The sequence below is a fragment of the Psychrobacter sanguinis genome (assembly GCF_020736705.1).
GTDB classification, from domain to species: domain Bacteria; phylum Pseudomonadota; class Gammaproteobacteria; order Pseudomonadales; family Moraxellaceae; genus Psychrobacter; species Psychrobacter sanguinis.
In genome coordinates this window covers 1,825,514-1,851,914 of the sequence record NZ_CP085990.1, presented here as the reverse complement: position 1 = coordinate 1,851,914, position 26,401 = coordinate 1,825,514, and the positions used below count along the sequence as shown (strand labels likewise).

The following is a 26,401-nucleotide window of genomic DNA, read 5'->3' as shown; positions in this document are numbered from 1 at the left end:
TATGATTTAAATACGTATGATTAAAAATAGTCAAAGGGGCCAAACAACCCTTTATTCAACTACCTGCTGTACTCGGCCGCCATAATCATTGATGGTGGTAAAAGTCATGCCTTTAATATTGGGATTTTTAATGTTAATTTTTTGCTCAGAAAATGGTAATAACATCATCCCATCGGTCAATACCTCTTCCTTATCGGCTGTAGCTCCTAAGGGTTTTTGCACAATAGAGGTGATAGTAACATGATAAGGGGTCGGGTTTTTAATGGTCAAGGTATTGCCTTGAACTGACCACTGTAATTGTTTAGAAGCAGACAAGCTATCCCCTTTAAGACCCGCTGGACGATAAAAGAACTTAAGACGTGATCGGATCGCCAACTGCAAAAAGTTATTTGAGCCACTATCGGCATTTTTTGTAGTAGGTTTGGGAGGAATATCTAACACATTCAACCAAAACAAGCTTTCTTGAGTTTTGCTAAGCGCATCAACCCCAGGCAAAGCACTGACTCGTAATGATTGGCCTTTACCCGGCTCAACACGAGTTATAGGAGGGGTAATAACAAATGGTGATTTGGATTGGTCGGGAGTAATTTTAGCATTCCCTTCATCGATCCAAGCTTGTACCAAGGCTGGACTTGTGCCTTCATTAGTCACATTAATGGTTATTTCACGGGCATCAGAAGGGTACACAATGCGAGTACCATGGATTACCACATCGGCATTAGCGGCAGTAAAAGGCAACATTAATGCCATTAGAGCGGTTCTACACATTTTGCGGTTTAATAGTTTGCGATTTAATAGCATGATGTTGTATCCCTTCTGTAATTTAAAATATAAAAGCTAAGGTAATTACTTACCTTAGCTCATTTAGTCTTACAACATGATTAACTTTTTAGTGACTAAAGTAGTGACTATGGGTAAACAATCGTGTACTTAACAGAAGTCTTTACGTCACCGGCTGTTGTTTTATCTTTAGCATAGTACTCAGCATAATAATTTAGAGCGGCTGAGCCACCAGCTGAAACGCTAACTTCTTGTGAATTAAGTTGAGTACCTGCTGTTTTTGCAAGTACTGGAATAACTTGGTTGTTATCGCCTAGTAGTTGAACCTGTACGTTTGTAGCACCACCAGTAGTGTTTAAACGGCCTGAACTAAAATCTACAGTATCACCTGGCTCAAAATAAGTAGCTACTTTACCTTCTGAACAGCCGGTTAGGTTAATAGTAAATGGAGTACGACCTGCAGTTTGACCTGATGCTGCTAACGAAGTAACAGACACCGTAGGTAGTGCTACCGTTAAGTCTTTAGACTTAGCATCTATACTACAAGTTTTATCAGTGATTTTACCTGTGATAGTAACAGTACCGTCGGCTGCATGTGCAGCAGCTGAACCTAGGATAATTGCAGAAGTAGCTAAAATGATTTTTTTCATAAGGATTCCATTAAAAGAAAAATGTTTCTGTTTTATGTTTTTGCTTTTATTAAGGTAAATAAACATAAAACGATTTTTTTAAACTAACACTCCGACTAAAAAAACCTAGCTTACCTTTACCCAATGTCCATAAAGCACCAAAATTAGCTATATACAGATACTTATAGGGTCAAAAAATCCTACATATAAATGCATTCAGCTAATTCTTTATTCCATTAAATGTTGAGAAAGCGTTGTGACAAAAGGTGTTCAAAGAAAGGTTGTGTTAACCATATCACTATCATAACCAATTAATGCTAATTTAGAATAGCGTAAGTCAGAAATGACATATGGCCTTGATAGCGACGTATTATATACTAAAAGAAACTAATTGCAAGTTATTTTAGTATTTCTTATGTTTAGACAAGTAAAAAAATTCATTAAAACTAAAAAACTATTTAAAATTAATTACTTACTGTATAAAAAATTACTAAAAACTTTGTTTAACTCCATGTAAAATTAGGCTATTTTTATCCGAACCACAATAAAAACAAAACCACTGTAGCCTACTATTCATCTGGGCTTGATTAAATTATGCTCGCTTATTCTCAGTTTATCAACTACGAACCTATGAAAAAAAATTCTACTAACAGAAAAATTATTCATACGTTAGGTGTTGCTAAATTAAAAACCCTTAAATAAACACATTTTCCAAACATTATTAGGATTTAGTTCAATTTAGCTTATCGATACTCGAAGTAAGCAGTAATAATTATACAACTACCATAATATATATATTGGGTCAATACCGAATAAAACAAGGGATATAAGCCTATTGGAGTATTGCTTTATATAATTTAAATAGGTAGGAACTGCGAATAATACATGATGAATAACATGCTTTATATCGATATCGACTAAAAAAACTTCTTCTACTAATACAGTTTTAAAGTCATATTCTTTTAGAGTTGTCATCTTTTAAAACAATTTATTATTATTTGTTTCATGGGCAGGCTCTAGCCAACGTAGGATTTGTCTTAACAATGTTTAATCTTAAATATCCTTTGCTACCTGCCTTGATTACATAATGAAATAGAGAAATTATGAATCATCAAATAGTGATCAAATCTAGCGCAACTGAATGAGTAATTAGTAAGCTATCTTAAATAAAAAAGCCCAAGACAACCTAAAAAAATCATCTTGAGCTCGTCTATATTTTTATTTTATACGCTATTCAATTAAACTAAATAGAGTATTATTCACCTTGCAACAGATCAATCATGCCCTGATACTTCTCTTTTTTAGCATTAATTTTATTGCGTTCTTCTTCGGCATTATCAACAGGTTCTTCTGAGTCTTCTACTTTCTTATCAAAAGCCTTTAATTCTGTCTCTGCCGCATTAAGAAGCTTAGTCAGCATAATTCCCAAAGCTTTTTCAGAAACATCGTGAGTCATACTAGAGGCTTCAGAAGCAAAGTCTTCTTTTAGCTTAGCCGCCCATTGATAGATATTGGCTATCGACACACTGTGCTTGTCTTCTTCAGCGCCTTCTTCTTTTTTAGAATCAGATTTTTTTTCGCTTTCTGTTCCTTCTTCTGAATCAGAGTCTTGATTTGATTCAGACTTCTTGTCTTTCTCAGGGATAAACTCTTCTTTTAGTTTAGCAGCCCATTGATAGATATTTGATATTGCTGCGCTATATAAGTCTTTGCTTGACTCTTGCTTATCAGATTTAGACTCATCTTCTTTAGACTCATCTTCTTTAGACTCATCTTCTTTAGACTCATCTTCTTTAGACTCATCTTCTTTAGACTCATCTTCTTTAGACTCATCTTCTTTAGACTCATCTTCTTTAGACTCATCTTCTTTAGACTCATCTTCTTTAGACTCATCTTCTTTAGACTCATCTTCTTTAGACTCATCTTCTTTAGACTCATCTTCTTTAGACTCATCTTCTTTAGACTCATCTTTTTTAGATTCATCTTTTTTAGAATCGTCTTGTTTAGAATCGTCTTTTTTAGAGTCGTCTGTATTAGATCCTAGATTTTGTTCAGCATTAAAATCTTCGAAGTCACCATTCTCATAAATAACTTTGTCGCCTTTAACAACTTCTACTTCTACTGCATCTTTTTTGTTTGACATAATTTGTTCTCCTAATTTCTAATAATTATTTACTCTTATAATAGTCCGATTAATGATAGCCCAATGCACTCTCAGCTTTAGTACTTTAATGTAAAGTATTATGCACAATACGTTAAGATTTCTTGTTGCGACACTAGTGCCATAACCCTTCAGGATATATCAGTTGGCTATCAATGGTCGGATACCCTTCAAATTCGAGGGTAATACCAGAAGCAGTAGGAGTTAAGTGACACATTGCTCCTAGTGGGAAGCTTTGCTTACGGGCAACATGACCAAAAGGTAGCCCTGTATAAATAGGCAATCCTGTGACCTGCCCCAGATGCTCAATGACCGAAGCCAAATTATAACGGGCATCATAACTGTCTTCTCCTGCCCCACTAAATGCACCAATTACTATGGCTTGTTGATTTTTGAATGCGCCTGAAAGGTATAAGCTATAAAGCATACGCTCTACTTGGTAAGGCTGCTCACCGACTTCTTCTAAAAACACAATGCCCCCCTTAGGATTAGGCATATAAGCACTACCTGCCAGCGCAGAAACCACGCTTAAATTACCTCCCCATAAAACACCGCTAAGCGGAGTCGATAGGGTTAACGTATTTTGCTGTGCCAGACTTATCTTGAGCCTAGGATTGGTAATTGCTTCTATGAAACCTTGGCAACTGATTATGTCCGGTTGCGGTTTACCAAATTCTGTATAGAGCATAGGAGCAGCCAAACTGGACATATTCCCTTTGGCCAGTAACGCACACTGTATGGCAGTGATATCGCTAAAGCCTGCCAAGATACTACCCTTATCTTTCATAAGGCTACCTAGACTTTTCCAGTCAACAGATTCTAAAAGTCGCATAGCACCATATCCGCCTCGGGCTGCAAGCAATAGCTTAGGGACCTCTACTGCTCCAGTGGCCATATTTTGTAAATCACTGGCCCGCTGTTGGTCGGTACCCCCAAAGCGTAAATACTGACGGCGCGTGACTTCTGGATTTTGAATATCAAATCCAGCACAGGTGAGACGCTGTAAGCCCAATATATTGCGACTGTCATCCACCCCTGTATTGGAGCTGGCAAATATACGAGTGGGTATGGTCGGCAGTTTACAATGACTCATATCTATTACGGGAACGGTTTTATCCGCCCTCTCTTCAGGTAAGGCTTGAGCTGCTAACGCACTATTTGATTGATACAGTAATCCTAAGCCGCCTATACCTAATGTAGTAAGCTCTAAAAAACGCCTGCGATTTAGCGGTGTTGGCTGCACCTTATGAATATTCAAACCTCTTTTCTTAAAATCCTCTACGATTTCTGCCTCACTCATAACAACCTCTTTTATTCATCAAACTGACTTTTATTAGACTAATTTCTATCAAACTGATTTCTATTAAATATTAAACCGACTTTCATTAAACCAATTAGGGTTATTATTTTTATTAACTTGGTTTTTTTATACATCTTGCCATAATTACTAGTCTATAAGAATTGATAGTCTATAAACTCAACTGAAGCTTAGTCTAAAGTTATTAAGAAGTTGGCTATTTAGACAACTATTTAAATGAGTTTTTAGATGACTATTTACATAGCTGTTTAAAAAGTTTCTTATAGAATCATCTGTATTTTCAATAGGTTATTAACCCTAAAATTGAAGAAAAATTCATTATATCGTCTCGGTTATAACTTGTATCATTTCTTGAACCCAAAACATACCGAGCACTGCGTTATAATAGGTAATGGGATATTTAACTAAGAATAATAAAAACAGCCCTAGACTACTTATTCTTCCTTCAAGCTATCCCTAAATTTATGTGATAGCCACTTATGGTTACCATACCCTCTTTCATACCTTAATTTGTTGTTATTAGGACTTATTATGAGTTATACATTTAATCGCACTTTTCCACATACTCGCTTACGTCGCCTTCGTGTTAATGACAATGTGCGCGCGATGATTCGTGAAGTTGAATTGCTTCCTAAACATCTTATCGCCCCTGTATTTGTTTTAGAGGGCGAAAATCAACGTGAAGCTGTTGCCAGTATGCCTGGAGTAGATCGTTTATCTATCGACTTATTGGTTGAATATGCCAAGGAGTTATTGGCAGAAGGTGTCACCACTGTTGATATCTTCCCTGTTATTGACCCAAGCCTAAAAACTGAAGATGGCAAAGCCGCTTATGACCCTGATGGGTTAGCTTGCCGAGCGGTACGTGCTCTTAAAAAAGAAGTGCCTGAAATGGTGGTCATGACAGACGTGGCTTTAGACCCCTATACTTCACATGGTCAAGATGGTTTACTTGATGAGACTGGCTATGTGGTCAATGATGACACAGTAGATGTATTGGTTGAACAAGCCTTAGCTCATGCTCGTGCTGGCGCTGATATTATCTCACCCAGTGATATGATGGACGGTCGTATCTTAGCAATGCGTGAAGCGTTTGAAGAAGAAGGCTTTGTAAATACCAGCATTATGGCTTATTCTGCCAAATATGCTTCTGCTTACTATGGTCCTTTCCGTGATGCCGTTGGCAGTGCTGGTAACTTAAAAGGCGGTCATAAAAAACAATATCAGATGGATTTTGGCAACCGTGCGGAAGCTTTACATGAAGTGGCCATGGATATCAATGAAGGCGCTGATATGGTGATGATTAAGCCTGGTCAACCTTATTTGGATCTAATCCGCGAAGTCAAAAATACCTTTGGCGTACCGACTTTTGCCTATCAAGTTTCTGGTGAATATGCGATGCATATGGCGGCCATTCAAAATGGTTGGTTAACCGATGCCGTTATCCTTGAATCACTTATCGGCTTCCGCCGTGCTGGTGCTGACGGTATCTTAACTTACTTCGCATTAGAAGCAGCCAAGCAGTTGAATGCTTTAAAGTAACTGATGTTAACTAAGTATAAAAAATATTAACTGAGTAGATATTAACGTAGTATAAAAAAACCCCCGTATCCAATCAGATACGGGGGTTTTTATTTTAGTCCGCTTATTTATTGAATTAAATTAAGCAGACTTTAATTTAACAAGTCTCTATTAGAAACGTTTTACGTAAGAAATACCGTATACCCAAGGATTGATTTCAACAGTACCAATATCTGCACCGTTTAATTTAACATCTGGTTCAAGATCGATATAACGCGCATCAATACGAACCGCATCTGTTGGGTTGAGTTTAAAATCTAGACCCACGTGACCGGCTACGCCCCAGCTATCATCAATTTCTAAGTCAGAATCATTTCCGTCGTAAATACGTTCTTTAAAGAAAGTTGTGTAGTTTGCACCCACACCGATAAATGGCTTCACATTAGAGTTGATATTATCAAAATGATACTGTAGTGATAACGTTGGTGGAAGATGTTGTGTTTTAGCTTTAAGAATATTGCCATTACCATCTTTTAAATCGATATCATGATGGAAAGGAAGAGCAGCCAATAGTTCGATACCGACGTTGTCTGCCACAAAGTACTCACCAGTGATAATAGGACGTACATCAGAATCAACTTCAGTCTTAAACGCACCATTTGCAAGGGTACCATTGTCGCTATCTGGGTCTACATAACCCGCACCAACACCCACTGTCCATGTACCAGCAGTTTCAGCCATAGCTGGAGTCATGCTTAAGCCAGCAGCAATAGCGGCTAATAATAATGCTTGACGTTTGATCATAGTATCCTCGATTATTTAAGTAGCAAGTAATAGCGTAAATAAACAGTAATAAATACGCCTATTTATGACATCAGAACAGTTAGAATCTTTCTGCTTCTTAACCGCTTGGTTGTATTATATTATATAACCACAAATATAGTAAGGTTATCTATCGAAAACTTGCGACTTCATAGTCGATTTTTAGTATTGTTTTGTCCTATTTAACTAAATAGGCTACTTTTGGACTTATCTAACATAAATACAATAGGCTTTAGCTTTCGTTGTTTATGACCTATCTTATTAAGGACTCTATCCCGTCCTTGATATACTCACAAACGCTTATAATATTGATAACCAGTTAATAATCAGTAAGCTTCAAAATATTTCAAAAAACAATCATTGGTATTTTTAGATAAATTCTCAGTTAGTTATAACCCCTTATTTATGTTATATACGTTATATAACCCAAAGAAATAACCAATAACTCAACTGATTACCTAAAACTCTATTTTTATGAGTTTAACTTAAGGCCAACTAATTATGGTATCTGGAAAAAAACTACCAAGCTTCAATTCTTTGGCAGATTTAAGACCCAAAAAAAATAACTTTAGAACCAAAAAATTAGCTTCTAGAAATAGCGGCTTATCTAAAGAGTTAAAGGCTTTGGAGGCTCATGCAGTTGATGCTTTATTAAATAATAAGTTTGACGAATCGAAAAGGTACTATGATAAATTTATTGAGTTGCAGCAGAACAAGTTTACTAAAGACTGTTCTACTGCTTTTAGTAATAGAGGCATAATTAATGCACGTTTGGGAAATATTCAAAGTGCCATCGAAGATTTCGAAATGGTGGTACAATTAAATAAAAAGCACACTTCGGCTTATAACAATCTTGCGAATATCTATTTGAGTACTGGTCAGTATGACAAAGCCTTTGAAGCCATTAATCAAGCTTTAAGGTTAGATCCCAATCACTATAATGCTAACTTTAATCATATTCTTATCTTGAATAAATTGAAACGCAATAAAGAAGCGATTGAAGCCATAAACAAACTTTTCATTCAGTTTCCTAATGAGATAAAAGCTGTCGACCCTAGCCCATTTATAGATATAAAAAAGCAAGTTTGTAATTGGGAAGGTATTGAAGAATTAGAACAGAAAGCCGCTGACTTAATAGATCGTGACAAAATCGACGCTAAATGGGCATTGGCTCATTTAAACAATCAAGCTTTAAATGGTGAGCAGCAATTTAAAGCATTAAAGAAGTTTTCCAATCAAAATTTTGGACACTTAAGCAGACAGCCAATATCTGCCTATAATCGTAATAATCGTAAAATCAAAGTTGCCTATGTTTCAGCAGATTTTTATGATCATGCAACAACTCGATTAATGGCGCAGTTATTTGAAAATCATGACAAGCAATTGTTTGAATGGTATGCAATCTCACATAGTTTAGATGATAATAGTGCGATGCGACAAAGAGTCACAAAGGCTTTTGACCACTTTATCGATGTAAACTCTTGGACAGACGAGCAAGTCTCTCTATGGATGCGTGAACAGCAGATAGATATTGCGGTAGATTTAAAAGGTCATACTGGTAATCAACGTTTGGGAATATTTGCTCGCGGTTGTGCGCCTGTGCAAATAACTTATATCGGCTTTCCTGGAAGTACGGGTAGTAACTTCATGGATTACATTATAGGCGATAAATGGGTAACACCTTTAAGCGCTAAGAATCAGTTTAGCGAGGCTATACTACAACTACCTAATTGTTATCAGCCTAATGATAAACAGCGTTATTTACCGCCTCAATCATTACAAAATTCTAATGATCCCGAATTTCTAGCGTGGCGAAAACAACAGCGAGTCGTTGAAGGCTTACCACAAGAGGCTTTGGTATTATGCTGCTTTAACAATACTTATAAGCTGCACCCTAATGTTTTCAAAATATGGATGCGCCTACTCGATAAACATCCTAATAGTGTGCTTTGGCTATTAGCAGACAAACCTTTGACTGAAATTAATTTAAAACAATATGCCAAATCATATGGCATAGATGAAAAACGTATTCATTTTGCCCCTCGAACTGATCAAAAAACTTACTTGAGCCGTTATTTATTAGCGGATTTGTTTGTGGATACTTTCGCTTATAATGCACATACTACAGGTAGTGATGCCTTATGGATTGGTCTACCTATGGTGACTTTAGCAGGCCCTAGCTTTGCCTCTCGAGTTGGGGCGAGTTTGCTAGATACAGTAGGGCTATCTGAGCTAATTACATACTCACAAAATGATTATGAGCAAAAAATCAATGCGTTAATGACTGACCCCCAAAAGCTAGCTGATTTGAGTCAACACCTTCGCAACGTTAGAAACACAACTCCATTATTTAATTCTAAGAAAACTGCGCAAGATTTAGAGGCCCTTTATCAGTCTGTCGTATCGAAGTAGCTTAATCGCTTGAGAGTTTACAGGTTCAACTTGATGAATGGATGCTCACTAGAGCTGTTATCTCTATGATTAAATCAATTTCTGTGTTTTTGATTTATTAATTTAAATATCTCATCTTAAATCTCAATTAACTCAGTTGTGATTTCATACTGAACCCCTATAATAACCACTCGGTAATTTTGAGAATCCTATTGAAGTGTCACCATGAACTGACCCTTTCAAATTATCAATTTTCGTTATCAAAATCTTATTATCCAAATTTTGATAACGAAAATTGATTATCGAATCCAATCTTCTAAAGATTTATCTCTTCTCCAAAGCAATATAAAGGTGTGCCATGAGTAAGCTTAACCCCAAACAACAAGAGGCCATGACTTATGTGTCCGGCCCCCTCCTCGTTTTAGCGGGTGCAGGCTCAGGTAAAACCTCGGTGATTACCCAGAAAATCGCCTATCTGATTGAGCAGTGCAATGTGCCTGCTGAGCGTATTACCGCAGTAACTTTTACCAACAAAGCAGCCCGTGAAATGAAAGCGCGGGTTAGCTCATTAATGCCAAAAGAAAAGACCCGTGGATTGACGGTTTCGACTTTCCACCAATTCGGCCTACAGTTTTTACGTTATGAGCTATTGCACACTCCTTTAAAGGGCAATTTCTCTATCATGGATGCTGACGACAGTAAGCGTCTGCTGATGGAGCTGATGATGCGTGACAACTTATCAGGTGCAGAGAGCCGCGAATTGGTGGGCAAAGCCATTAAGTTTATCTCGGATTGGAAAAACGACTTAATCGAACCTGAAAAAGCGATGGAAACGCTAGACGATCCAGAGGACATGATTTTTGCCACGCTTTATGCCTTATACGAGCGTAACTTACGGGCTTATAATGCGGTGGACTTTGACGACTTGATTGTGCTACCTGCCAAAATCTTACGTGAAAATGCTCAGCTGCGAGACAAATGGCAAAATCGCATTCGCTATCTATTAGTCGATGAGTATCAAGATACCAACACTGCTCAGTATGAGCTGATTAAGCTAATCGTTGGCCCGACAGGTAAGTTTACCGTAGTAGGCGATGACGACCAGTCAATTTATGCATGGCGCGGCGCACGTCCAGAAAACATGGCACTACTGAAAGAAGATTTCCCCAAATTAAAAGTCATTAAACTTGAACAAAACTACCGCTCAACCAACCGTATTCTTAATGCTGCTAACACGGTTATTATGAATAATGAGCATTTATTTGAAAAAGCATTATGGTCAGACAAAGGCCAAGGTGAAAAGATTCGCATCATTAACTGTCGTAACGATGATGATGAGTCGGAGCGCGTGGCGAAGGAAATTATTACTCACAAACTGCGTCATGGTAATGAATGGGAACAGTATGCGGTGCTATACCGTAGTAACTTCCAAGCACGCATGCTTGAAGCACAGCTGCGCCAACTACAAATCCCTTATAAGCTATCAGGGGGTCAGTCTTTCTTTGCACGCAGTGAAATCAAAGATGTAATGGGTTACTTGCGTCTAATCCTTAACCCTGAAGATGACAGTGCGTTTTTACGTATCGTCAATACGCCTAAACGTGGATTGGGTCCGGCGACGTTAGAGAAGCTTGGTCTGTTTTCCCAAGAGCACAGCATTTCACTACTCGCCTCTTGTACTCATGGCGGCCTGTCTCATGTATTGCCGATCAAGGCTTATAGCACTTTAAAAGAGTTCGGCGATTTTATCGAACACTATACCCGTGAGCTCGATCAACATCCAGACCCTGTGCCTTTAGTCCGTCAGATGATTGATGAGACTGGCTATATTGATTTCGTACGCAGTGACTCAAAGACACCGCAACAAGAAAAAAACCGTTTGGATAACATTGAGGTGCTATACACCAGTATTCAAGCGTTAATCAATCGTGCAGAAGATGATGATGACAAAACTATCGATGCTGTAATCCGTAAGTTGGTATTACTCGACATGTTGGAGCAGCAACAAGAAGAGGAAAATACCAACAAGGTTAACCTGATGACCTTACATGCTGCTAAAGGTCTTGAGTTTGATTTTGTCTATATCATGGGGCTTGAAGAAGAGCTGCTGCCGCATAGAAACTCTATTATTGCTGAGACTATTGAGGAAGAGCGCCGCTTAATGTATGTGGGCATCACCCGTGCCCGTCGTGAGCTGACTCTAACCTTGGCCGCTCAGCGCCGTGGTGGCGGGCAGATGCGAACCACCACTCAAAGTCGTTTTTTAGAAGAGCTGCCAGAGGAGCATTTAGATTGGCCAGCCAATGCCAAAAAGAAAAAGGCTGAACGAGATCCAACTGTGGTTGCCAATGAGTATATGTCTAACATCAAAGCCCTTCTGAAACAGAAAAATAAGTAAGCTTAGATTAATCAATAGGCTTAGGTTAAATAAATAAGTGGACTGTGATTGAGGTCAACTTCAAGGGGTTTAAATAAGAGCTCAAGCAAACTTACAGATTGGTCATGCAAAACCGTGAAAATATTGTAAAATAAACAAAAATGACAGGAGGCATGCCTGTCATTTTTGTTTTTAAGAGTTTTGTTTTACACCTTTTCCTCCTCAACCTCTCTCTCATCAAGCAATCTAAGGGCGCCTATGTCGACTCAAACTGAGCAAAAAGTAAAACCAGACTCCCTCGCAGAAAGCTATGATCGTGCTGAAGACAAGCTTATTTATCTGCAGCGATTGGTGTCCGATAGAGACATTGCTACGATGGCAGAGTTCTTAGCAGAGCAGTCAGATTATGAGATTGCTAGCTTATTAGAATCTTTCCCTCACGATGCCCGTCAACTCATCTGGGAATCTGTTCCGGTAGAGCTTAAAGGTCAAGTATTGGCCGAAGTGGTAGATGACATCCGCCCCTCCTTAATGGAGAACATGCAGGCTGATGAGATTGAAACCTTAGCAGAAGATTTGGACGCCCAAGACATCGCTGAAATTCTAGATACGGTAGATGACAAAGTTCGATCTGAAGTGATGTCCAATCTTGATGAGGACATTAGGCAACAAGTTAGTCAACTGAATACCTATGAAGAGTATGAGGTTGGGGACTATATGGACCCTGATACCATTCAGATTCAAGGTAATATTACGCTACAACAGGTACAGCATTGGTTGCGTCAAGATGAAGATTTATTAGACGATCAAACTCAAGAGCTTATTGTCGTCGACAGCAGTCATCAACTCTTAGGCCTACTCAGTTTGGTCGATCTGATTAAATACCCGCAGAACTCTTTAGTAGAACAGTGGATAGACCCTGCCATCACCATCAATGATCGCATGGATATTCAAGATGCAGCGGCAGTGTTTCGCTCCTCTGACATTCGCTATGCACCAGTAGTAAATAGCTTTGGCGAGCTGGTGGGCCAGCTCAATGCTGAAGACATCATGGAAATTATCCAAGATGATGTTGACAGTACTATGAAGCACTTAGCCGGTGTGAGTGATGATGAAGAACTGTTTGCGCCTATTTTACGTAGTGCCAAAAGCCGTAGTGTTTGGCTAGGTATTAACTTATTAACCGCACTGCTTGCCGCCTCGGTCATTGGACAGTTTGAAGAAGTGTTGGCTCATGTGGTGGCTTTAGCCGTTTTAATGCCTGTGGTAGCCAGTATGGGCGGTATCTCGGGTAGCCAAACGCTTACAGTAGTTATTCGAGGGTTGGCAATGGGTCAAATCGGGGGCTCAAACCGTCTGTGGCTAATGAATAAAGAACTGTGGGTGGGCGCCATCAACGGTATAATTTGGGCCCTTATTATGGCGGCAATCACTCAAATTTGGTTCCATGATCCCAAAATCAGCTTAGTTATTGGCTGTGCCATTGCCATCAATATGACCGCTGCTAATGTGGCTGGTATTGGCATACCTCTATTTCTAAAACGCTTAGATATTGATCCTGCACTTTCAGCATCGGTCATCCTGACCACAGTTACTGATATTGTCGGCTTTATGTCCTTTTTGGGGCTTGCCAGCCTGCTTATTCTTTAAGCCTTCAATCTTTTAACTTTGCAACTTCGCATTCTGTAATTTTTTAGCTCTCTGACTTGCTAAATACCTTAGTTAAATGATTAAAGGTGTTATTGGACAAATTATTGAGCGTATTGTTGGGTAAAATGCTCATCCGATATTAATTCAAGCCTCTGCTTCTGCTATCATGGCCGCTAAAATTAAGTGAAACTCTAATCAGACAGTGAATGGATGTAATATGAACTCTGTACAAGTCAAAATATTAAACCCTAAAATTGGCAATGATGAAAACTTCCCAATGCCTACCCGCGCTACTGATGGCTCTGCTGGCATTGATTTACGGGCCTGTATTGATGCGCCTATCACCATTAAGGCGGGTGAAACTCAGCTAATCGGTACTGGTATGGCCATTTATATTGCTGATCCTAATTATGCTGGGATTATTTTGCCTCGCTCAGGCTTAGGCCATAAGCATGGGATTGTACTGGGTAACTTAGTGGGTCTTATTGATGCCGATTATCAAGGCGAACTAATGGTGAGCATTTGGAACCGTAGTGACAGCGACTTTGTGCTAAATCCTGCAGAGCGAATGGCTCAATACATGGTAGTACCTGTAATGCGTCCTGAGTTCGAGATTGTTGAAGAATTTAATGAGCTAAGTGCACGCGGCGCAGGTGGTTTTGGCCATTCAGGTCGCCAATAGTATTAATAGCGGCAAACATTGATTTATGTTTACTTATGGTATTATCGCTATTAACGCCTAAACTAGCGCTAGGTCTTATACTGTAGGCCTTAAGAGCGAATTACCTCAAATACCATGTTTACAATGCAATAGCTTAAAAGTACTATTATTATAAATTTATAAAGTTATAATATTGGTCTCTTAAAATTTGGAACTTTGCCTTGTCACAGCCTTCCTTCAGCGACCAGCGTACCCTGTTTAAAGCCTATGATATTCGTGGTGAGCACTCTTTGTTTACTCCGGAATTTATCGAGGCTTTAAGCCGTGTGCTCGCTCACTATTATGTACATCAGGCAGCAGCACGCCAAATAGTGATAGGATTTGATGCACGTCATGGCAGTAAAACCATTGCTCAGCAACTGGCTATTTGCTTCCGTATGTTTGGCATTGAGGTCATATGGCTAGGATTAGTAACCACCCCAATTATGGCTTTTTGGGCCAATCAATATCAAGGTCATGGCCTTATCGCTACGGCCAGTCATTCCGAAGCCCATATTAATGGCATAAAATGGCTAATAAACGGGCAGTCTCCTAGCAGTGAACAAATTCAATATATTTACCAACACTTAGTTAGCCATACTGAGCCAGACTGTTTTAGTATAAGCAACCAAGCTAATGCCCAACAACCACTGGCAAAGCTTATTAAGCTACCACGAAATATTATCGTTGAAAGCTATATAGATAAGGCCATTTCTGCGATTGAAACTATTAACAATTCTCAGTCGAAAGCGCCAAAATTAGTCATCAACGCTTTAGATGCCCCCTCTTTATCATGGCCTGTCTCTGGCCGAACTGCTTCACCATTAAAAATCGTTATTGATTGTTTAAATGGGTCCACTGGGCTTTTTGCTGAGGAGTTTTTCCGTAGTCACCCTACCCTGTGTTCACAAGTTATTGTGCTCAATGCCACTCCGAATGGTAATTTCCCCAAAGGCAATCCAGATCCTATGGAAAATGGCCGTCTACAAGAGTTGAGTGAGGCGGTTATAGGTTATAACGCTGACCTTGGTCTAAGTTTTGACGGTGATGGCGATCGCTTAATGGTGGTGGACAACCAGGGTGAGGTATTGGTCGCCGATCACTTACTATTTCTGTTGGCGCGAGTGGCCATAGAAGACCATCGTACTCAAGGAACTTGTGCCTACGCTAGCTCGTGTACCCCGACCGTTATCTTTGATGTAAAGTGCTCGCATCATTTACCCCTGCTTATTAAGCAAGTGGGCGCCCAAGGTCAGATGAGCAAAACGGGCAGTAGTATTTTGCGCCGTGCCCTGCAAGCCAAGAAGAATGGTACTGAGCCTCATGTATTATTTGCAGGCGAATTATCTGGGCACTTTATTTTTAATGATGGTTATTTTTTATTGCATGATGATGCGATGTATGCCGGATTACGTTTGTTAAACTGGCTACACTATCAGCCCTTTAGTCTGGCTGAAATCATTAAGACCTTACCCGAAGCCGTGAGTACTCCAGATGTGTATTTACCGCTCTCTGATTATTCTTATAGTGTGTCACACAATGCAGCCATTCCTAGCAGTGATGAAACGGCTCAGCCTATATTAAAGAAACTTTCTGCTCTGTGTGATGAGTTACAAAGCGGCACAAACAACTTAGTAGTCTCATTGCCTGCAGATGCGAGATTAACGTGTATTGATGGGTTACGCTTGGACTTTACCCATGGCTTTGGCATTATTCGCTCCTCCAATACTAGCAATAGCTTAACCGTACGTTTTGCCGGTGACTCTTTATCTGATTTAGAAAACATTCAAGGCTGTTTCGTTAACCTTTGTCAGTCTATTAGTCAAGATTTGGCCCGTCAGGTAGCCAACATTCGGGTAAAGCAGTAGAATAATAGACATAGTCAACGCCTCAGTTACCCTACTGATGACAGCGTCGACTGTTCCTACGATTATATTACCGACAACAAAAACGAGCCGCTCATGTCCTTAAATCTTGCCCAAGCCCAAACCACCGCTCAAGTATTAACCACTGCCCTTCCTTATATTCAGCGCTTTGAAGATAAAATCATTGTGGTCAAATATGGCGGCAATGCCATGACTGATCCAGAGCTTGAAAGCTCTTTTGCCCGCGATATCGTGCTGTTAAAGACCGTAGGCCTACACCCTGTCGTGGTACATGGCGGCGGTCCTCAGGTTGATAATTTATTAAAAGAGCTTGGGCGTCAGTCTGATCGTATTGATGGTATGCGAGTTACCACAAAATCGACTATGGACGTGGTAGAAATGGTACTTGGCGGTAGCGTAAATAAGTCTATCGTCAGCTTAATCAATAAACATGGAGGCCGCGCCATTGGTCTGACCGGTAAAGATGCAAACTTGATTCGTGCTAAAAAATTGTTGATGAGCAAAGTTGATGAGCACGGCAATCAAAGTGAAATCGACTTAGGCTTCGTTGGAGAAGTAGTCAGCGTCAATAAAGACGTTATCATGATGCTTATTGGGTCAAACTTTATCCCGGTTATTGCCCCTATTGGTGTCGATAATGACGGGAACAGCTATAACATCAACGCTGACTTAGTGGCGGGTAGAGTGGCTGAATTTCTACAAGCAGAGAAGCTGATGTTGTTGACCAATATTAAAGGGGTCATGAACAAGGAAGGTAAAGTGGTGACAGGTCTTACCCCGCAAAAAGTGGATGAGATGATTGAAGATGGCACCATTTCGGGCGGTATGATTCCGAAAATTCAATGTGCCTTAGATGCAGTACGTGGCGGCGTAAAAAGTGCAGTTATCGTTGATGGCCGTGTGCCTAATGCTACCCTATTAGAAATCTTTACCAATGAAGGTGTGGGTACGTTAATTAGCCGTGACTTAGAGTCGGCTTTAAGTTAGGTTTTCTGTATTCTAGAACATAACGTCTAAAAATGGCGTCTAAAAAAGGGTACCCGTAATGGTGCCCTTTTTGCTAAAAGTGTCATACCTCTGCTCTTATATTTGGGCAGATATTTAAAAAATTTTAAGCGTTGAACACGTCTTCAAATTCCTGCTCATTGAAGCCGCATAAGAGAACTTGCTTGCTGTGTGCTTCACCTTCTACGATAGGGCGTTTGATCATACTGGTATTTTCAACCAATAGATCAATGGCTGTATCGACATTGGCATCTGCAGCCGCTTTTTGTTCATCAGTCAATTTACGCCAAGTCGTCCCCCGCTTGTTAAGCACTTTTTCAATACCCAACTCGTCGACCCAGCGCTGTACGCTTTGCTTATCAACCCCTTGTTTTTTGTAGTCATGGAACTGGTAACTCACTCCCATTTCATCCAACTTAGTAAATGCTTTTTTCATTGTGCTGCATGCTTTAATACCATAGACGGTTATCGACATTGGTCATTTCTCCTTTTTTTGTGTCCGTTATTCTTATAACGGTTATATCAATAAACTTTTACAAGCTTAATAGTTAACGACTGGTAAAGCCAATATCAGGTTAAAATTAGTGCTTACCATCGCAATTTTAGTCAATTTACGCTATCCTATCGTATCGGATTTTTCCTATTATTTATTACTGTCTTTTTATCCAAACCTTTATAAAAACATCTAACTTAGAGCCTATTATGAGCACCACAGCAAACGAACAGACAAATCCTAATCATTACCACCCACAGCAGATCGAAGCTAAACAGCAAGCAAAATGGGAAGCGGATAAGCGCTTTGAAATAAGCAATGACATCAGCAAAGATGAAAACACCCGTTATATGCTGTCAATGTTCCCCTATCCTAGTGGTAAGCTGCATATGGGACACGTTCGTAACTACACCATCACTGATGTGCTTAGCCGCTATTATCGCTTAAAAGGCGACAAAGTTTTACAGCCAATGGGCTGGGATGCGTTTGGTATGCCAGCAGAAAACGCGGCCATTGCCAATCAGGTTGCCCCTGCCAAATGGACCTTCTCTAATATTGACAACATGCGTGCTCAATTAAAGACATTGGGCCTTTCAGTGGACTGGTCTCGTGAATTTGCGACCTGTACTCCTGAGTATTATCGCTGGGAACAGTGGTTCTTCTTACAGCTTTACAAAAAAGGCTTGGTTTATAAAAAGCTGGCCACCGTAAACTGGGACCCTGTCGACAATACTGTATTGGCCAACGAGCAAGTGGTAGATGGTAAAGGTTGGCGTAGCGGCGCACCTGTTGAGAAGCGTGATATCCCAATGTACTACTTCAAAATCACTGACTATGCCGATGAGTTGTTGGATGATTTAGACCAGTTAGAGGGACAATGGCCAAGCGATGTTATCACCATGCAGCGCAATTGGATTGGTCGTAGCCAAGGTATGGAAGTTCATTTCCCTTACAAAAATAGCGATGATATCAGCACGCTAGATGTGTTCACTACCCGTCCTGACACCTTAATGGGCGTCACTTATGTGGCGGTTGCTGCAGAGCACCGTTTGGCGAAATTGGCCGCTGAACAAAATCCAAAAATTGCTGAATTCTGTGAGCTTTGCCGCAAAGGTTCTGTCGCTGAAGCTGATTTAGCAAAAGCGGAAAAAATTGGTATGGATACCGGTTTAACCGTTACCCATCCTCTAACTGGTGAAGAAGTGCCTGTTTGGGTGGCAAACTATGTATTAATGAGCTATGGCTCAGGGGCCGTAATGGCAGTTCCTGCACACGACGAACGTGACTTTGAATTTGCCACCAAATACAACTTACCTATTAATACCGTTATTGAAACCCCAGAAGGTCATGAAGGAGCATACACTGAGCGTGGTACGCTAGTGAACTCTGGTGAATTTGATGGCTTAGATTTCGACGGTTCATTTGAAGCGATGTTGGCCAAACTAGAGCCTCAAAACTTAGCCTCACGTAAGATTCAATATCGTCTGCGCGATTGGGGTGTGTCTCGTCAACGTTATTGGGGCTGTCCAATCCCAATGATTAACTGTGAATACTGTGGCAACGTTCCTGTGGATGAGGCCGATTTACCAATTAAGCTACCGACTGACGTGGTGCCTGATGGCCGTGGTAACCCGCTTAAAAACATCCCTGAATTTGTGAACACTACCTGTCCTAAGTGTGGTGGCCCTGCAGAACGTGAAACCGATACCTTTGATACCTTTATGGAGTCAAGCTGGTACTATGCCCGCTTCGCTAGCCCAAATGACGACACTCAAATGGTAGACAAATCTGCCGCTGATACTTGGCTTCCCGTTGATCAATATGTGGGCGGTGTTGAACATGCCGTGATGCATCTATTGTATGCCCGTTTCTATCATAAATTGATGCGTGATGAAGGTTTGGTGTCAGGGGATGAGCCTTTCAAAAACCTACTGACTCAAGGTATGGTATTGGCAGGTACGTTGTATCGCAGCAATGAAGATGGCAGCAAAACCTATTACTTCGCTGAAGATGTCGACATTAATTATGACGACCGCGGCCAGCCTATTAATGCTATTTTGAAAGCAGATGGCCAACCGGTGACCATTGGTAAAATCGAGAAGATGTCGAAGTCGAAGAATAACGGCGTCGATCCACAAACTACCATTGACCAGTATGGTGCAGACACAGTACGCCTATATACCCTATTTGCGGCGCCTGCTGACCAAACTTTAGAGTGGTCAGATGACTCTCTAAAAGGGCCATACAACTTCTTGAAGAAAGTTTGGCGTGAAGTGCATTCACATATCGAAGCGTTACAGCAGCAAGGTATTGCGGCCACAGAACTACCTGCTATTTCTAGTATTGACAGCAATGAGCTTGACAGCCTAGCCAAGGGCTTACGCCGCAAAACTCATGAAGTTATCGCCAAGATTGACAATGACTTAGGTGACCGCTTATCGTTAAATACGCCAGTCTCAAGCTTGATGGAGCTGGCCAATGAGATTGGCACGTTTATCTCTAAGAATAAAAACATTAATAGCACGACGTTAGCGGTACAACAAGAAGCTATCACCACTCTACTGACTATCTTATCGGTCTACGCACCGCACATTGCCGAGCACTTACTTGAAGAGTTGGGTGTAGACACTACGGCCTTAGTCTATCCTAAAGCCGATGAGTCCGCTTTGGTTCAAGACACCATCACCATGGTGGTCCAAGTGAATGGCAAAGTACGTGGCAAAATGGAAGTGGCGCCTAATAGTGACCCTGAGTTACTTAAAGCGCAAGCCAAAGAGCTAGACACGGTGGCGAAGTACCTAACTGGCGATATCAAAAAAGAAATCGTTGTGCCTAACAAGTTGGTTAATATTGTAGTGGTGGGATAAATCATGAAAAACCTGGCAGCCAAGACTGAAACTCACAACACCTCTAAAACCAAGCGTGGTGCCTTATGCACTGTCTTGGTTAGTGTGGCCCTACTGGGATCACCCCTTATTTTGAGCAGTTGTGGTTTTCATTTACGTGGCTATGACAGCCCCATGACTTATGCGGTACAAAGTACCGCTCTAACTATCAATGATGATGACCCTGTGAGCTTTCGTTTAAAGCTGCCATTAAAGCAGCGTTTGAATGCCGTTGGGGTTAACGTAGTTGATGATATTGGCCGCCAAATTAATAGCAGCGAGAAACAATACACCTCAAGCATTCGCGTAGAAAATGTACAGCTTAGACGCTATGAGCTGGTCGGGGTATTGACTGAAGTTCGCTTAGTGCTGTCGGCTGACGTATTTTATGAGACGCTGAATAACACTGAAGGCAAAACCAATGAGCCTATGACAGTGAGAAATAAGGTACAAGTTGAGCGTACTTATCAGTTTGATGAAGCGTCGGTAAGTATTGAAGACAAGCAAGGTAAGCAAGTTCAAGATTGGCTGTATCAGAACTTAGCTCAGCGTATTGCCGCTCAATATGTGGCTCTGAACTTACCTCGAGTGGCGCCTGAAGCTCAACCTACAGATGCTAAGATAGCAGTCTTGGTACCTAATGATACCGACCAAACCTCACCTGAGTCTAACCAATAAGTTATGGAAGATACTTTTTTAAATGTTTATCCAAAACTTAGCGTAGCTGATGCTGGACAATCGTTTAATTTGACAGGCTTGTGGTTAGCACATAGCGATGAGCCGTTGCTACAGCAGTGGCTCGTTGATGCCATGCGCAGTGCTTGGCAAGCACAGAATCTCGCCATCAAGCGTATAGAGTTGGTCTCAAGCAAGACTTGGCAAGATGTACTGGGTGAGCTCAATAGTTTGTCTTTATTTGATGACGCCACTGCTGTCATTATTACCGGCAATCATAAACCCGATAAAGCAGTACAACAAGAACTGCATAACTTCGCTATAGAAGCCAATAGCGGCAGCAATCAAAACTGTGTTTTGTGGTTGACTGGCAAAGTGGACAGTCGCTCAAAGAGCAGTAAATGGTATCTACCGTTTGCGCAGTTGGGTCATGTGATTGACTGTAATCTCTATAATGAAAACCAGCGCCAACAGATTTTATCCTTTCAGGCGCATCGCTTTGGTCTGAATCTATTACCCGAAGCGTGGCAATTTTTGATGTTGCAAACTGAGCATCATTTACTTAGTGCGTATCAAACTCTATGGCGCTTATCGTATCTGTTTTCACCTCAAATAGTTACCGCTACTGACTCAGCCCCTCCCCCAAACGCGTTGAGTTCAGACAACCTAATCACTACTAATACGGACATACAGAGCACGAATCTGTCCCCTATGACGCCTGTTACTATTGATGTTGATAGCTTACAGAGCGCATTGGTCAGCGACGCGCAATACACTGTTTTTGATTTATCAGATACCATGTTGGCCGGTAACGCTGCTCAAGTCATTAAGATTATTGAGCAATTAAAAACCACAGAAGAACCCACGCCTTTAATACTTTGGGCCATCAGCAAAGACATGCGTCTCATTATGCAGCTTATGGCAGGTGAAAACCCACAAAGCTTAGGTATTTGGAGCAGTAAACAATCTTTATATCAAAGTGCGTGTCGTCGTCAAACCTCGCAAAGTATTGCAGATTGGCCTGACATTTTGTATCAATGTGATAAAGCGGTAAAAGGCATCGTTCGTCAGCCCGCTTGGGAGTTGATGCTACAAGCTGCTCTTCGAGTGACTGGTCACCGACTGTTTTATTAGCACAGTAACTGTCTGACGCTCCATTATCCTTTATCTAGGTTCTACTCATATTTGCCTGACATTTGCCGGCTGATGCTGTATATCGGCTCGCCTCTACTATTGCCCTGACCTACATTTTGTTCGAGTCTTTATCCTTGTTCGTCCTAATGTGTAATCCGGCTTATACTGTCTTTTATGGACGATGACTATGGTTTGTAACCTTTCTTAAACTTAATACCATGGTCTTTTTATAGGGGTGGGTTATCATAAGTTTATTTAAAATTAGGTTTCGGACTGTGATATGGCTTTTATCTCGAATCAAAAAACCCGTAAGTCTTTGATAAAATGGACAATTATAGGACTTATTATTCTTGCGCTGGCGCTTCTTTTATATAATAAATTTAAGCCAAAACAAGAAACTCCAGACTTTATTACTACCATGGCACAAACTGGAGATATTGAACGTAACGTGATGGCATCAGGGAAAGTGAAAGCCCTAAATACAGTTGACGTGGGTGCTCAGGTCTCTGGTGAGGTCACTAAGCTTTATGTCAAAGTGGGTGATCAGGTAAAAAAAGGCGATTTAATCGCCCAGATTGACCAAATAACTCAGAAGAACAATCTATCAAATCAACAAGCAACGTTGGAACAAGGCCGCGCAGGTTTGCAGAGTGCTCAAGCCGAATATTACAGTCGTAAAGCAGGTCTTGAAAGTGCTCAAGCTGATTTGGCCAGTCGTGAAGCTGATCTGAAGCAAGCAATATCTGATTATGATCGATTGCGCCCTCTGTTGGCACAAGATGCGATTAGCCAACAAGAAGTTCAAACTGCTCAAACCAACGTTGAAAAAGCACAAGCCAGTGTCGCTGCTGCAAGAGCCGCTATCAAAACTGCTCAAGCGGCGTTAGTCACTGCTCAGTCTAATATTGCCAGTAATGAGGCAGACATTCGTAAAGCCCAAACCAATTTAAGTACCGCCAACACAGATTTGGGGTATACCACCATTCGTGCTCCTATTGATGGGACGGTTGTTGCTGTTGTCACTGAGCAAGGAACGACGGTTAACGCCAATCAAGCGGCGCCGACTATTGTCACTTTAGCAGACCTCTCTACAGTCCGAATTAATGCTCAAATCTCTGAAGCCGATGTCATCAATGTTAAAGCAGGCATGCCAGTGTATTTTAATACTATTGGCGATCCAGATACTAAATACGATGCTGTATTGACCGCTATTGAACCAGCACCTGAAGAAATCAGCAACACCAGCTCTACCGATTCTGCTATTTATTATATCGGTTATGTTGAAGTACCTAACCCCGAGCGCCGCTTTCGTATCGACATGACCGCTCAAGTTTATGTGGTGGTTGATAAAGCAGCCAATGCGTTATTAGTACCATCAGCAGCCATCAAAAAAGGCGGCGGTTCAAATAGAGGTAAAGACAATGAAAAATCAGGCAACAAAAAAGGGGGAGTAGCTGCACCTCCCGTTAAAGGCACCTATGTTAGGGTCTTAAAAGCCGACGGTAGTGTTGAGAATAGACCTGTTAAAGTGGGTATCGATAATAGAGTGGATGCCCAAATCCTGAGTGGACTTAAAGCCGGTGAAACGATAATAATTGGTGAAAATTCAGGAAAAACTGGTAGTGGCGGAAGTGGCCGTCGTCGTCCACCTGGCATGTAGCCTTAGCCAGACGTTATTATTCTTAAACTCCAGTTATGGATAAGCTAAGCAGACATAACACTTTGTCTTATCCACTAACTTTACATTTAACTTAGGTTATCTTGCCTGAACTGAAGACTTTGCTATGACCATACCCCAGCAGCCTATAGGCCACACTTCCCCTACCGACTCAAGCCCTGAAAGGATACCTTCGTCGCCGAAACCAGGGGCCAAACCTATTATGGAGCTCAATGGTATCATCCGCGAATTTGCTGCCGGTGAACAAACCATTCGTATCCTGCATGGTATTGACTTGACCATCTACCAAGGTGAAATGGTGGCTATTATCGGTCAGTCGGGATCAGGTAAGTCCACCTTGATGAATATTTTAGGATGCTTGGACAAGGCCACTGCCGGTGAATATCTGATTTTTGGTAAATCAGTTAAGCAGCTTGATGCCGATGAATTGGCCAAACTACGCCGAGAACATTTTGGCTTTATCTTCCAACGCTATCATTTATTGGGCGATATTGATGCTCGAGACAACGTGGCAGTCCCTGCCGTGTATGCTGGCATGGATAATAAGGTACGGGCCCAACGGGCTGAACAATTACTGACGGACCTAGGCCTTGGTGATAAAGTACATAACCGTCCAAGCCAACTGTCAGGGGGACAACAGCAGCGCGTATCAGTGGCACGCGCCTTAATGAACGGTGGTGATGTCATCTTAGCCGATGAACCCACAGGTGCCTTAGACAGTAAGTCAGGGAAAGATGTTCTACAAATTTTGAACAACCTAAATGCGCAGGGACATACGGTGATTATGGTCACTCACGATCCTAGTATCGCTGAGCAAGCCGAGCGCGTTATTGAATTAAAAGACGGTCACGTTATAGCTGACTATCGCAACGAGCACTTTAAGCGTTCAAACAGCTCTGAAATAGAAGTAGCTGATGTTGATACGCCTAATACAGCTACATCGGCTCATGTGACAGCAACTGAGGCGTTATCTAGTCCTTCTAGCGCCTTGCAAAAAAAACAAAAAAGTCGTTTTGGCTCACTAATTGACCGTTTATCCGAAGCGTTTAGAATGTCAATCTTGGCCATGCGCGCGCATAAAATGCGTACCTTACTGACCATGCTGGGTATTATCATTGGTATTGCTTCGGTTGTCTCTGTGGTGGGTCTAGGTCAAGGCTCACAACAACAAATCTTGTCAAATATTAGCTCATTAGGTACTAACACCATTACCGTTATTGACGGCTATCCCTATGGTGATCCGAGACGACGCTATAACGATGACAATCTGACGCCGGATGATGCCAAAGCAGTGGCTGACCAACCTTACGTGGTCAGTGTTAGTCCGCAGCTTGATACCAGCGCTAGTGTCCGCTATCGAAATGTACAAGAATCTGCCAGTATCAGTGGTGTGGGCTCAGGTTATCTAGAAGTCACTGGAGAAAAACTGGCACTCGGTCAAGGGTTTGATGAGCAAAGTATCTCCTTGCGTATGCAAGACGTCATCATTGATGACAATGCCAAAGGTACCTTTTTTCCAGATTTAGAGAATCCAATTGGTGAGGTTCTACTGATTGGCAATGTCCCAGGACGTGTGATTGGCGTTTTAGAGCCCAAGGATAATGCATTCAGTCGTTCTAGTGACAGCCCTACTATCTATATGCCCTACACCACTATGATGTCACGTATTGTGGGCGGAGAAAACATTGATCGTTTTGTTGTGCTCATCGACAATCAAATCTCAACCAGTGCTGCAGAATCCGCGATTTCAGAGCTAATTGAAGGGCGACACGGGGCTGATGACTTTAGAACCCAAAACTCTGACTCTATTCGTCAAACCATTGAGTCTACTACCAATACCATGACGCTACTCATCTCCTCTATTGCGATTATCTCTTTAGTCGTGGGCGGTATTGGGGTAATGAATATTATGTTGGTATCGGTGACAGAGCGTACCAATGAAATTGGGGTGCGTATGGCAGTCGGCGCTCGCCAAAGTGATATTATGCAGCAGTTTTTGATAGAAGCGGTACTGGTCTGTATATTAGGCGGTGGACTGGGCGTATTGTTGGCATTCTTAATTGGTGAAGGTATCAATAGCATAGGCTCAGATAGCTTTAGTGTTATTTACTCCCCTACCTCAATTATCGCCGCTTTTGCTTGTTCTACGTTAATTGGGGTGGTATTCGGATTTTTACCAGCCCGTAACGCTGCTAAATTAAACCCAGTAGAAGCCTTATCAAGAGACTAATCATTAGAAATACAAGCTTAGCGCAGAAAAAATAAAGGAATGTCGAAAAAAATTAAATTTAGGGTT

At 41.1% G+C, this 26,401-nt stretch carries 18 protein-coding genes; 12 read left to right on the top strand and 6 right to left on the bottom strand.

Features of this window, described 5'->3' with window-relative positions:
• Window positions 1-51 precede the first annotated feature (51 nt).
• From LK453_RS07875 to LK453_RS07860, 4 genes are all read right to left on the bottom strand, one after another.
• Window positions 52-801: a fimbrial biogenesis chaperone gene (locus tag LK453_RS07875; protein ID WP_201538296.1), complete on the bottom strand. Its 750-nt coding sequence runs from the start codon at window positions 799-801 to the stop codon at window positions 52-54.
• 107 nt (window positions 802-908) lie between these two features.
• Window positions 909-1,430, bottom strand: a complete 522-nt coding sequence (locus LK453_RS07870) for a fimbrial protein (protein WP_201538294.1) — start codon at window positions 1,428-1,430, stop codon at window positions 909-911.
• 1,234 nt (window positions 1,431-2,664) lie between these two features.
• The gene (locus LK453_RS14425) at window positions 2,665-3,552 is read right to left on the bottom strand and encodes a hypothetical protein (RefSeq protein WP_265578857.1); all 888 of its coding nucleotides are present in this window, start codon (window positions 3,550-3,552) and stop codon (window positions 2,665-2,667) included.
• Between the two features lie 133 nt (window positions 3,553-3,685).
• On the bottom strand, window positions 3,686-4,870 hold the full coding sequence (locus LK453_RS07860) for an LD-carboxypeptidase (RefSeq protein WP_201534834.1): 1,185 nt from the start codon (window positions 4,868-4,870) through the stop codon (window positions 3,686-3,688).
• A 549-nt stretch (window positions 4,871-5,419) separates the two neighbouring features.
• On the opposite strand from LK453_RS07860, the gene hemB reads away from it, so the two are divergent.
• Window positions 5,420-6,430, top strand: coding sequence for a porphobilinogen synthase (gene hemB / locus LK453_RS07855; RefSeq protein ID WP_007395477.1), 1,011 nt, complete (start codon window positions 5,420-5,422; stop codon window positions 6,428-6,430).
• Between the two features lie 150 nt (window positions 6,431-6,580).
• Here hemB and LK453_RS07850 read toward each other — a convergent pair whose 3' ends face one another.
• Window positions 6,581-7,213, bottom strand: coding sequence for an OmpW/AlkL family protein (locus tag LK453_RS07850; protein WP_201527968.1), 633 nt, complete (start codon window positions 7,211-7,213; stop codon window positions 6,581-6,583).
• 519 nt (window positions 7,214-7,732) lie between these two features.
• Here LK453_RS07850 and LK453_RS07845 point away from each other — a divergent pair.
• From LK453_RS07845 to argB, 6 genes are all read left to right on the top strand, one after another.
• A complete protein-coding gene (locus tag LK453_RS07845; protein ID WP_201534820.1) occupies window positions 7,733-9,643 on the top strand; it encodes an O-linked N-acetylglucosamine transferase, SPINDLY family protein in 1,911 nt (636 codons plus the stop codon).
• 337 nt (window positions 9,644-9,980) lie between these two features.
• Window positions 9,981-12,020, top strand: coding sequence for a UvrD-helicase domain-containing protein (locus tag LK453_RS07840; RefSeq protein WP_201527972.1), 2,040 nt, complete (start codon window positions 9,981-9,983; stop codon window positions 12,018-12,020).
• Between the two features lie 237 nt (window positions 12,021-12,257).
• Complete coding sequence (locus LK453_RS07835; RefSeq protein WP_201527974.1) at window positions 12,258-13,649, top strand: magnesium transporter; 1,392 nt, start codon at window positions 12,258-12,260, stop codon at window positions 13,647-13,649.
• A 217-nt stretch (window positions 13,650-13,866) separates the two neighbouring features.
• The gene (gene dut, locus LK453_RS07830; protein WP_201527976.1) at window positions 13,867-14,331 is read left to right on the top strand and encodes a dUTP diphosphatase; all 465 of its coding nucleotides are present in this window, start codon (window positions 13,867-13,869) and stop codon (window positions 14,329-14,331) included.
• A gap of 200 nt (window positions 14,332-14,531) precedes the next feature.
• Complete coding sequence (locus LK453_RS07825) at window positions 14,532-16,217, top strand: phosphomannomutase/phosphoglucomutase (protein ID WP_201534802.1); 1,686 nt, start codon at window positions 14,532-14,534, stop codon at window positions 16,215-16,217.
• A 93-nt stretch (window positions 16,218-16,310) separates the two neighbouring features.
• Complete coding sequence (gene argB / locus LK453_RS07820; protein WP_201534799.1) at window positions 16,311-17,222, top strand: acetylglutamate kinase; 912 nt, start codon at window positions 16,311-16,313, stop codon at window positions 17,220-17,222.
• 124 nt (window positions 17,223-17,346) lie between these two features.
• Here the strand turns inward: argB and LK453_RS07815 are convergent, their stop codons facing one another.
• Entirely contained in the window at window positions 17,347-17,715 is a 369-nt protein-coding gene (locus LK453_RS07815; protein WP_201534796.1) for an arsenate reductase, read from the bottom strand.
• A 227-nt stretch (window positions 17,716-17,942) separates the two neighbouring features.
• Between LK453_RS07815 and leuS the strand changes: the two genes are divergently transcribed.
• The 5 genes from leuS (at window position 17,943) to LK453_RS07790 (ending at window position 26,335) form a co-directional block, all read left to right on the top strand.
• A complete protein-coding gene (gene leuS, locus LK453_RS07810) occupies window positions 17,943-20,600 on the top strand; it encodes a leucine--tRNA ligase (RefSeq protein ID WP_201534792.1) in 2,658 nt (885 codons plus the stop codon).
• Window positions 20,601-20,603: 3 nt separating this feature from the next.
• Entirely contained in the window at window positions 20,604-21,296 is a 693-nt protein-coding gene (locus tag LK453_RS07805; protein WP_201534778.1) for an LPS-assembly lipoprotein LptE, read from the top strand.
• Window positions 21,297-21,299: 3 nt separating this feature from the next.
• Entirely contained in the window at window positions 21,300-22,427 is a 1,128-nt protein-coding gene (locus tag LK453_RS07800; protein ID WP_201534775.1) for a DNA polymerase III subunit delta, read from the top strand.
• Window positions 22,428-22,707: 280 nt separating this feature from the next.
• Window positions 22,708-24,087: an efflux RND transporter periplasmic adaptor subunit gene (locus LK453_RS07795; RefSeq protein WP_201534772.1), complete on the top strand. Its 1,380-nt coding sequence runs from the start codon at window positions 22,708-22,710 to the stop codon at window positions 24,085-24,087.
• Between the two features lie 220 nt (window positions 24,088-24,307).
• Entirely contained in the window at window positions 24,308-26,335 is a 2,028-nt protein-coding gene (locus LK453_RS07790) for a MacB family efflux pump subunit (protein WP_227674413.1), read from the top strand.
• Window positions 26,336-26,401: the final 66 nt, after the last annotated feature.

Coding starts and splice junctions, on each gene's coding strand:
- LK453_RS07795 (WP_201534772.1), top strand. CDS start 22,708: ATGGCTTTTATCTCGAATCAAAAAACCCGTAAGTCTTTGATAAAATGG.
- LK453_RS07875 (WP_201538296.1), bottom strand. CDS start 801: ATGCTATTAAATCGCAAACTATTAAACCGCAAAATGTGTAGAACCGCT.
- LK453_RS07790 (WP_227674413.1), top strand. CDS start 24,308: ATGGAGCTCAATGGTATCATCCGCGAATTTGCTGCCGGTGAACAAACC.
- LK453_RS07800 (WP_201534775.1), top strand. CDS start 21,300: ATGGAAGATACTTTTTTAAATGTTTATCCAAAACTTAGCGTAGCTGAT.
- LK453_RS07845 (WP_201534820.1), top strand. CDS start 7,733: ATGGTATCTGGAAAAAAACTACCAAGCTTCAATTCTTTGGCAGATTTA.
- LK453_RS14425 (WP_265578857.1), bottom strand. CDS start 3,552: ATGTCAAACAAAAAAGATGCAGTAGAAGTAGAAGTTGTTAAAGGCGAC.
- LK453_RS07840 (WP_201527972.1), top strand. CDS start 9,981: ATGAGTAAGCTTAACCCCAAACAACAAGAGGCCATGACTTATGTGTCC.
- LK453_RS07835 (WP_201527974.1), top strand. CDS start 12,258: ATGTCGACTCAAACTGAGCAAAAAGTAAAACCAGACTCCCTCGCAGAA.
- leuS (WP_201534792.1), top strand. CDS start 17,943: ATGAGCACCACAGCAAACGAACAGACAAATCCTAATCATTACCACCCA.
- dut (WP_201527976.1), top strand. CDS start 13,867: ATGAACTCTGTACAAGTCAAAATATTAAACCCTAAAATTGGCAATGAT.
- LK453_RS07805 (WP_201534778.1), top strand. CDS start 20,604: ATGAAAAACCTGGCAGCCAAGACTGAAACTCACAACACCTCTAAAACC.
- argB (WP_201534799.1), top strand. CDS start 16,311: ATGTCCTTAAATCTTGCCCAAGCCCAAACCACCGCTCAAGTATTAACC.
- hemB (WP_007395477.1), top strand. CDS start 5,420: ATGAGTTATACATTTAATCGCACTTTTCCACATACTCGCTTACGTCGC.
- LK453_RS07870 (WP_201538294.1), bottom strand. CDS start 1,430: ATGAAAAAAATCATTTTAGCTACTTCTGCAATTATCCTAGGTTCAGCT.
- LK453_RS07850 (WP_201527968.1), bottom strand. CDS start 7,213: ATGATCAAACGTCAAGCATTATTATTAGCCGCTATTGCTGCTGGCTTA.
- LK453_RS07815 (WP_201534796.1), bottom strand. CDS start 17,715: ATGTCGATAACCGTCTATGGTATTAAAGCATGCAGCACAATGAAAAAA.
- LK453_RS07860 (WP_201534834.1), bottom strand. CDS start 4,870: ATGAGTGAGGCAGAAATCGTAGAGGATTTTAAGAAAAGAGGTTTGAAT.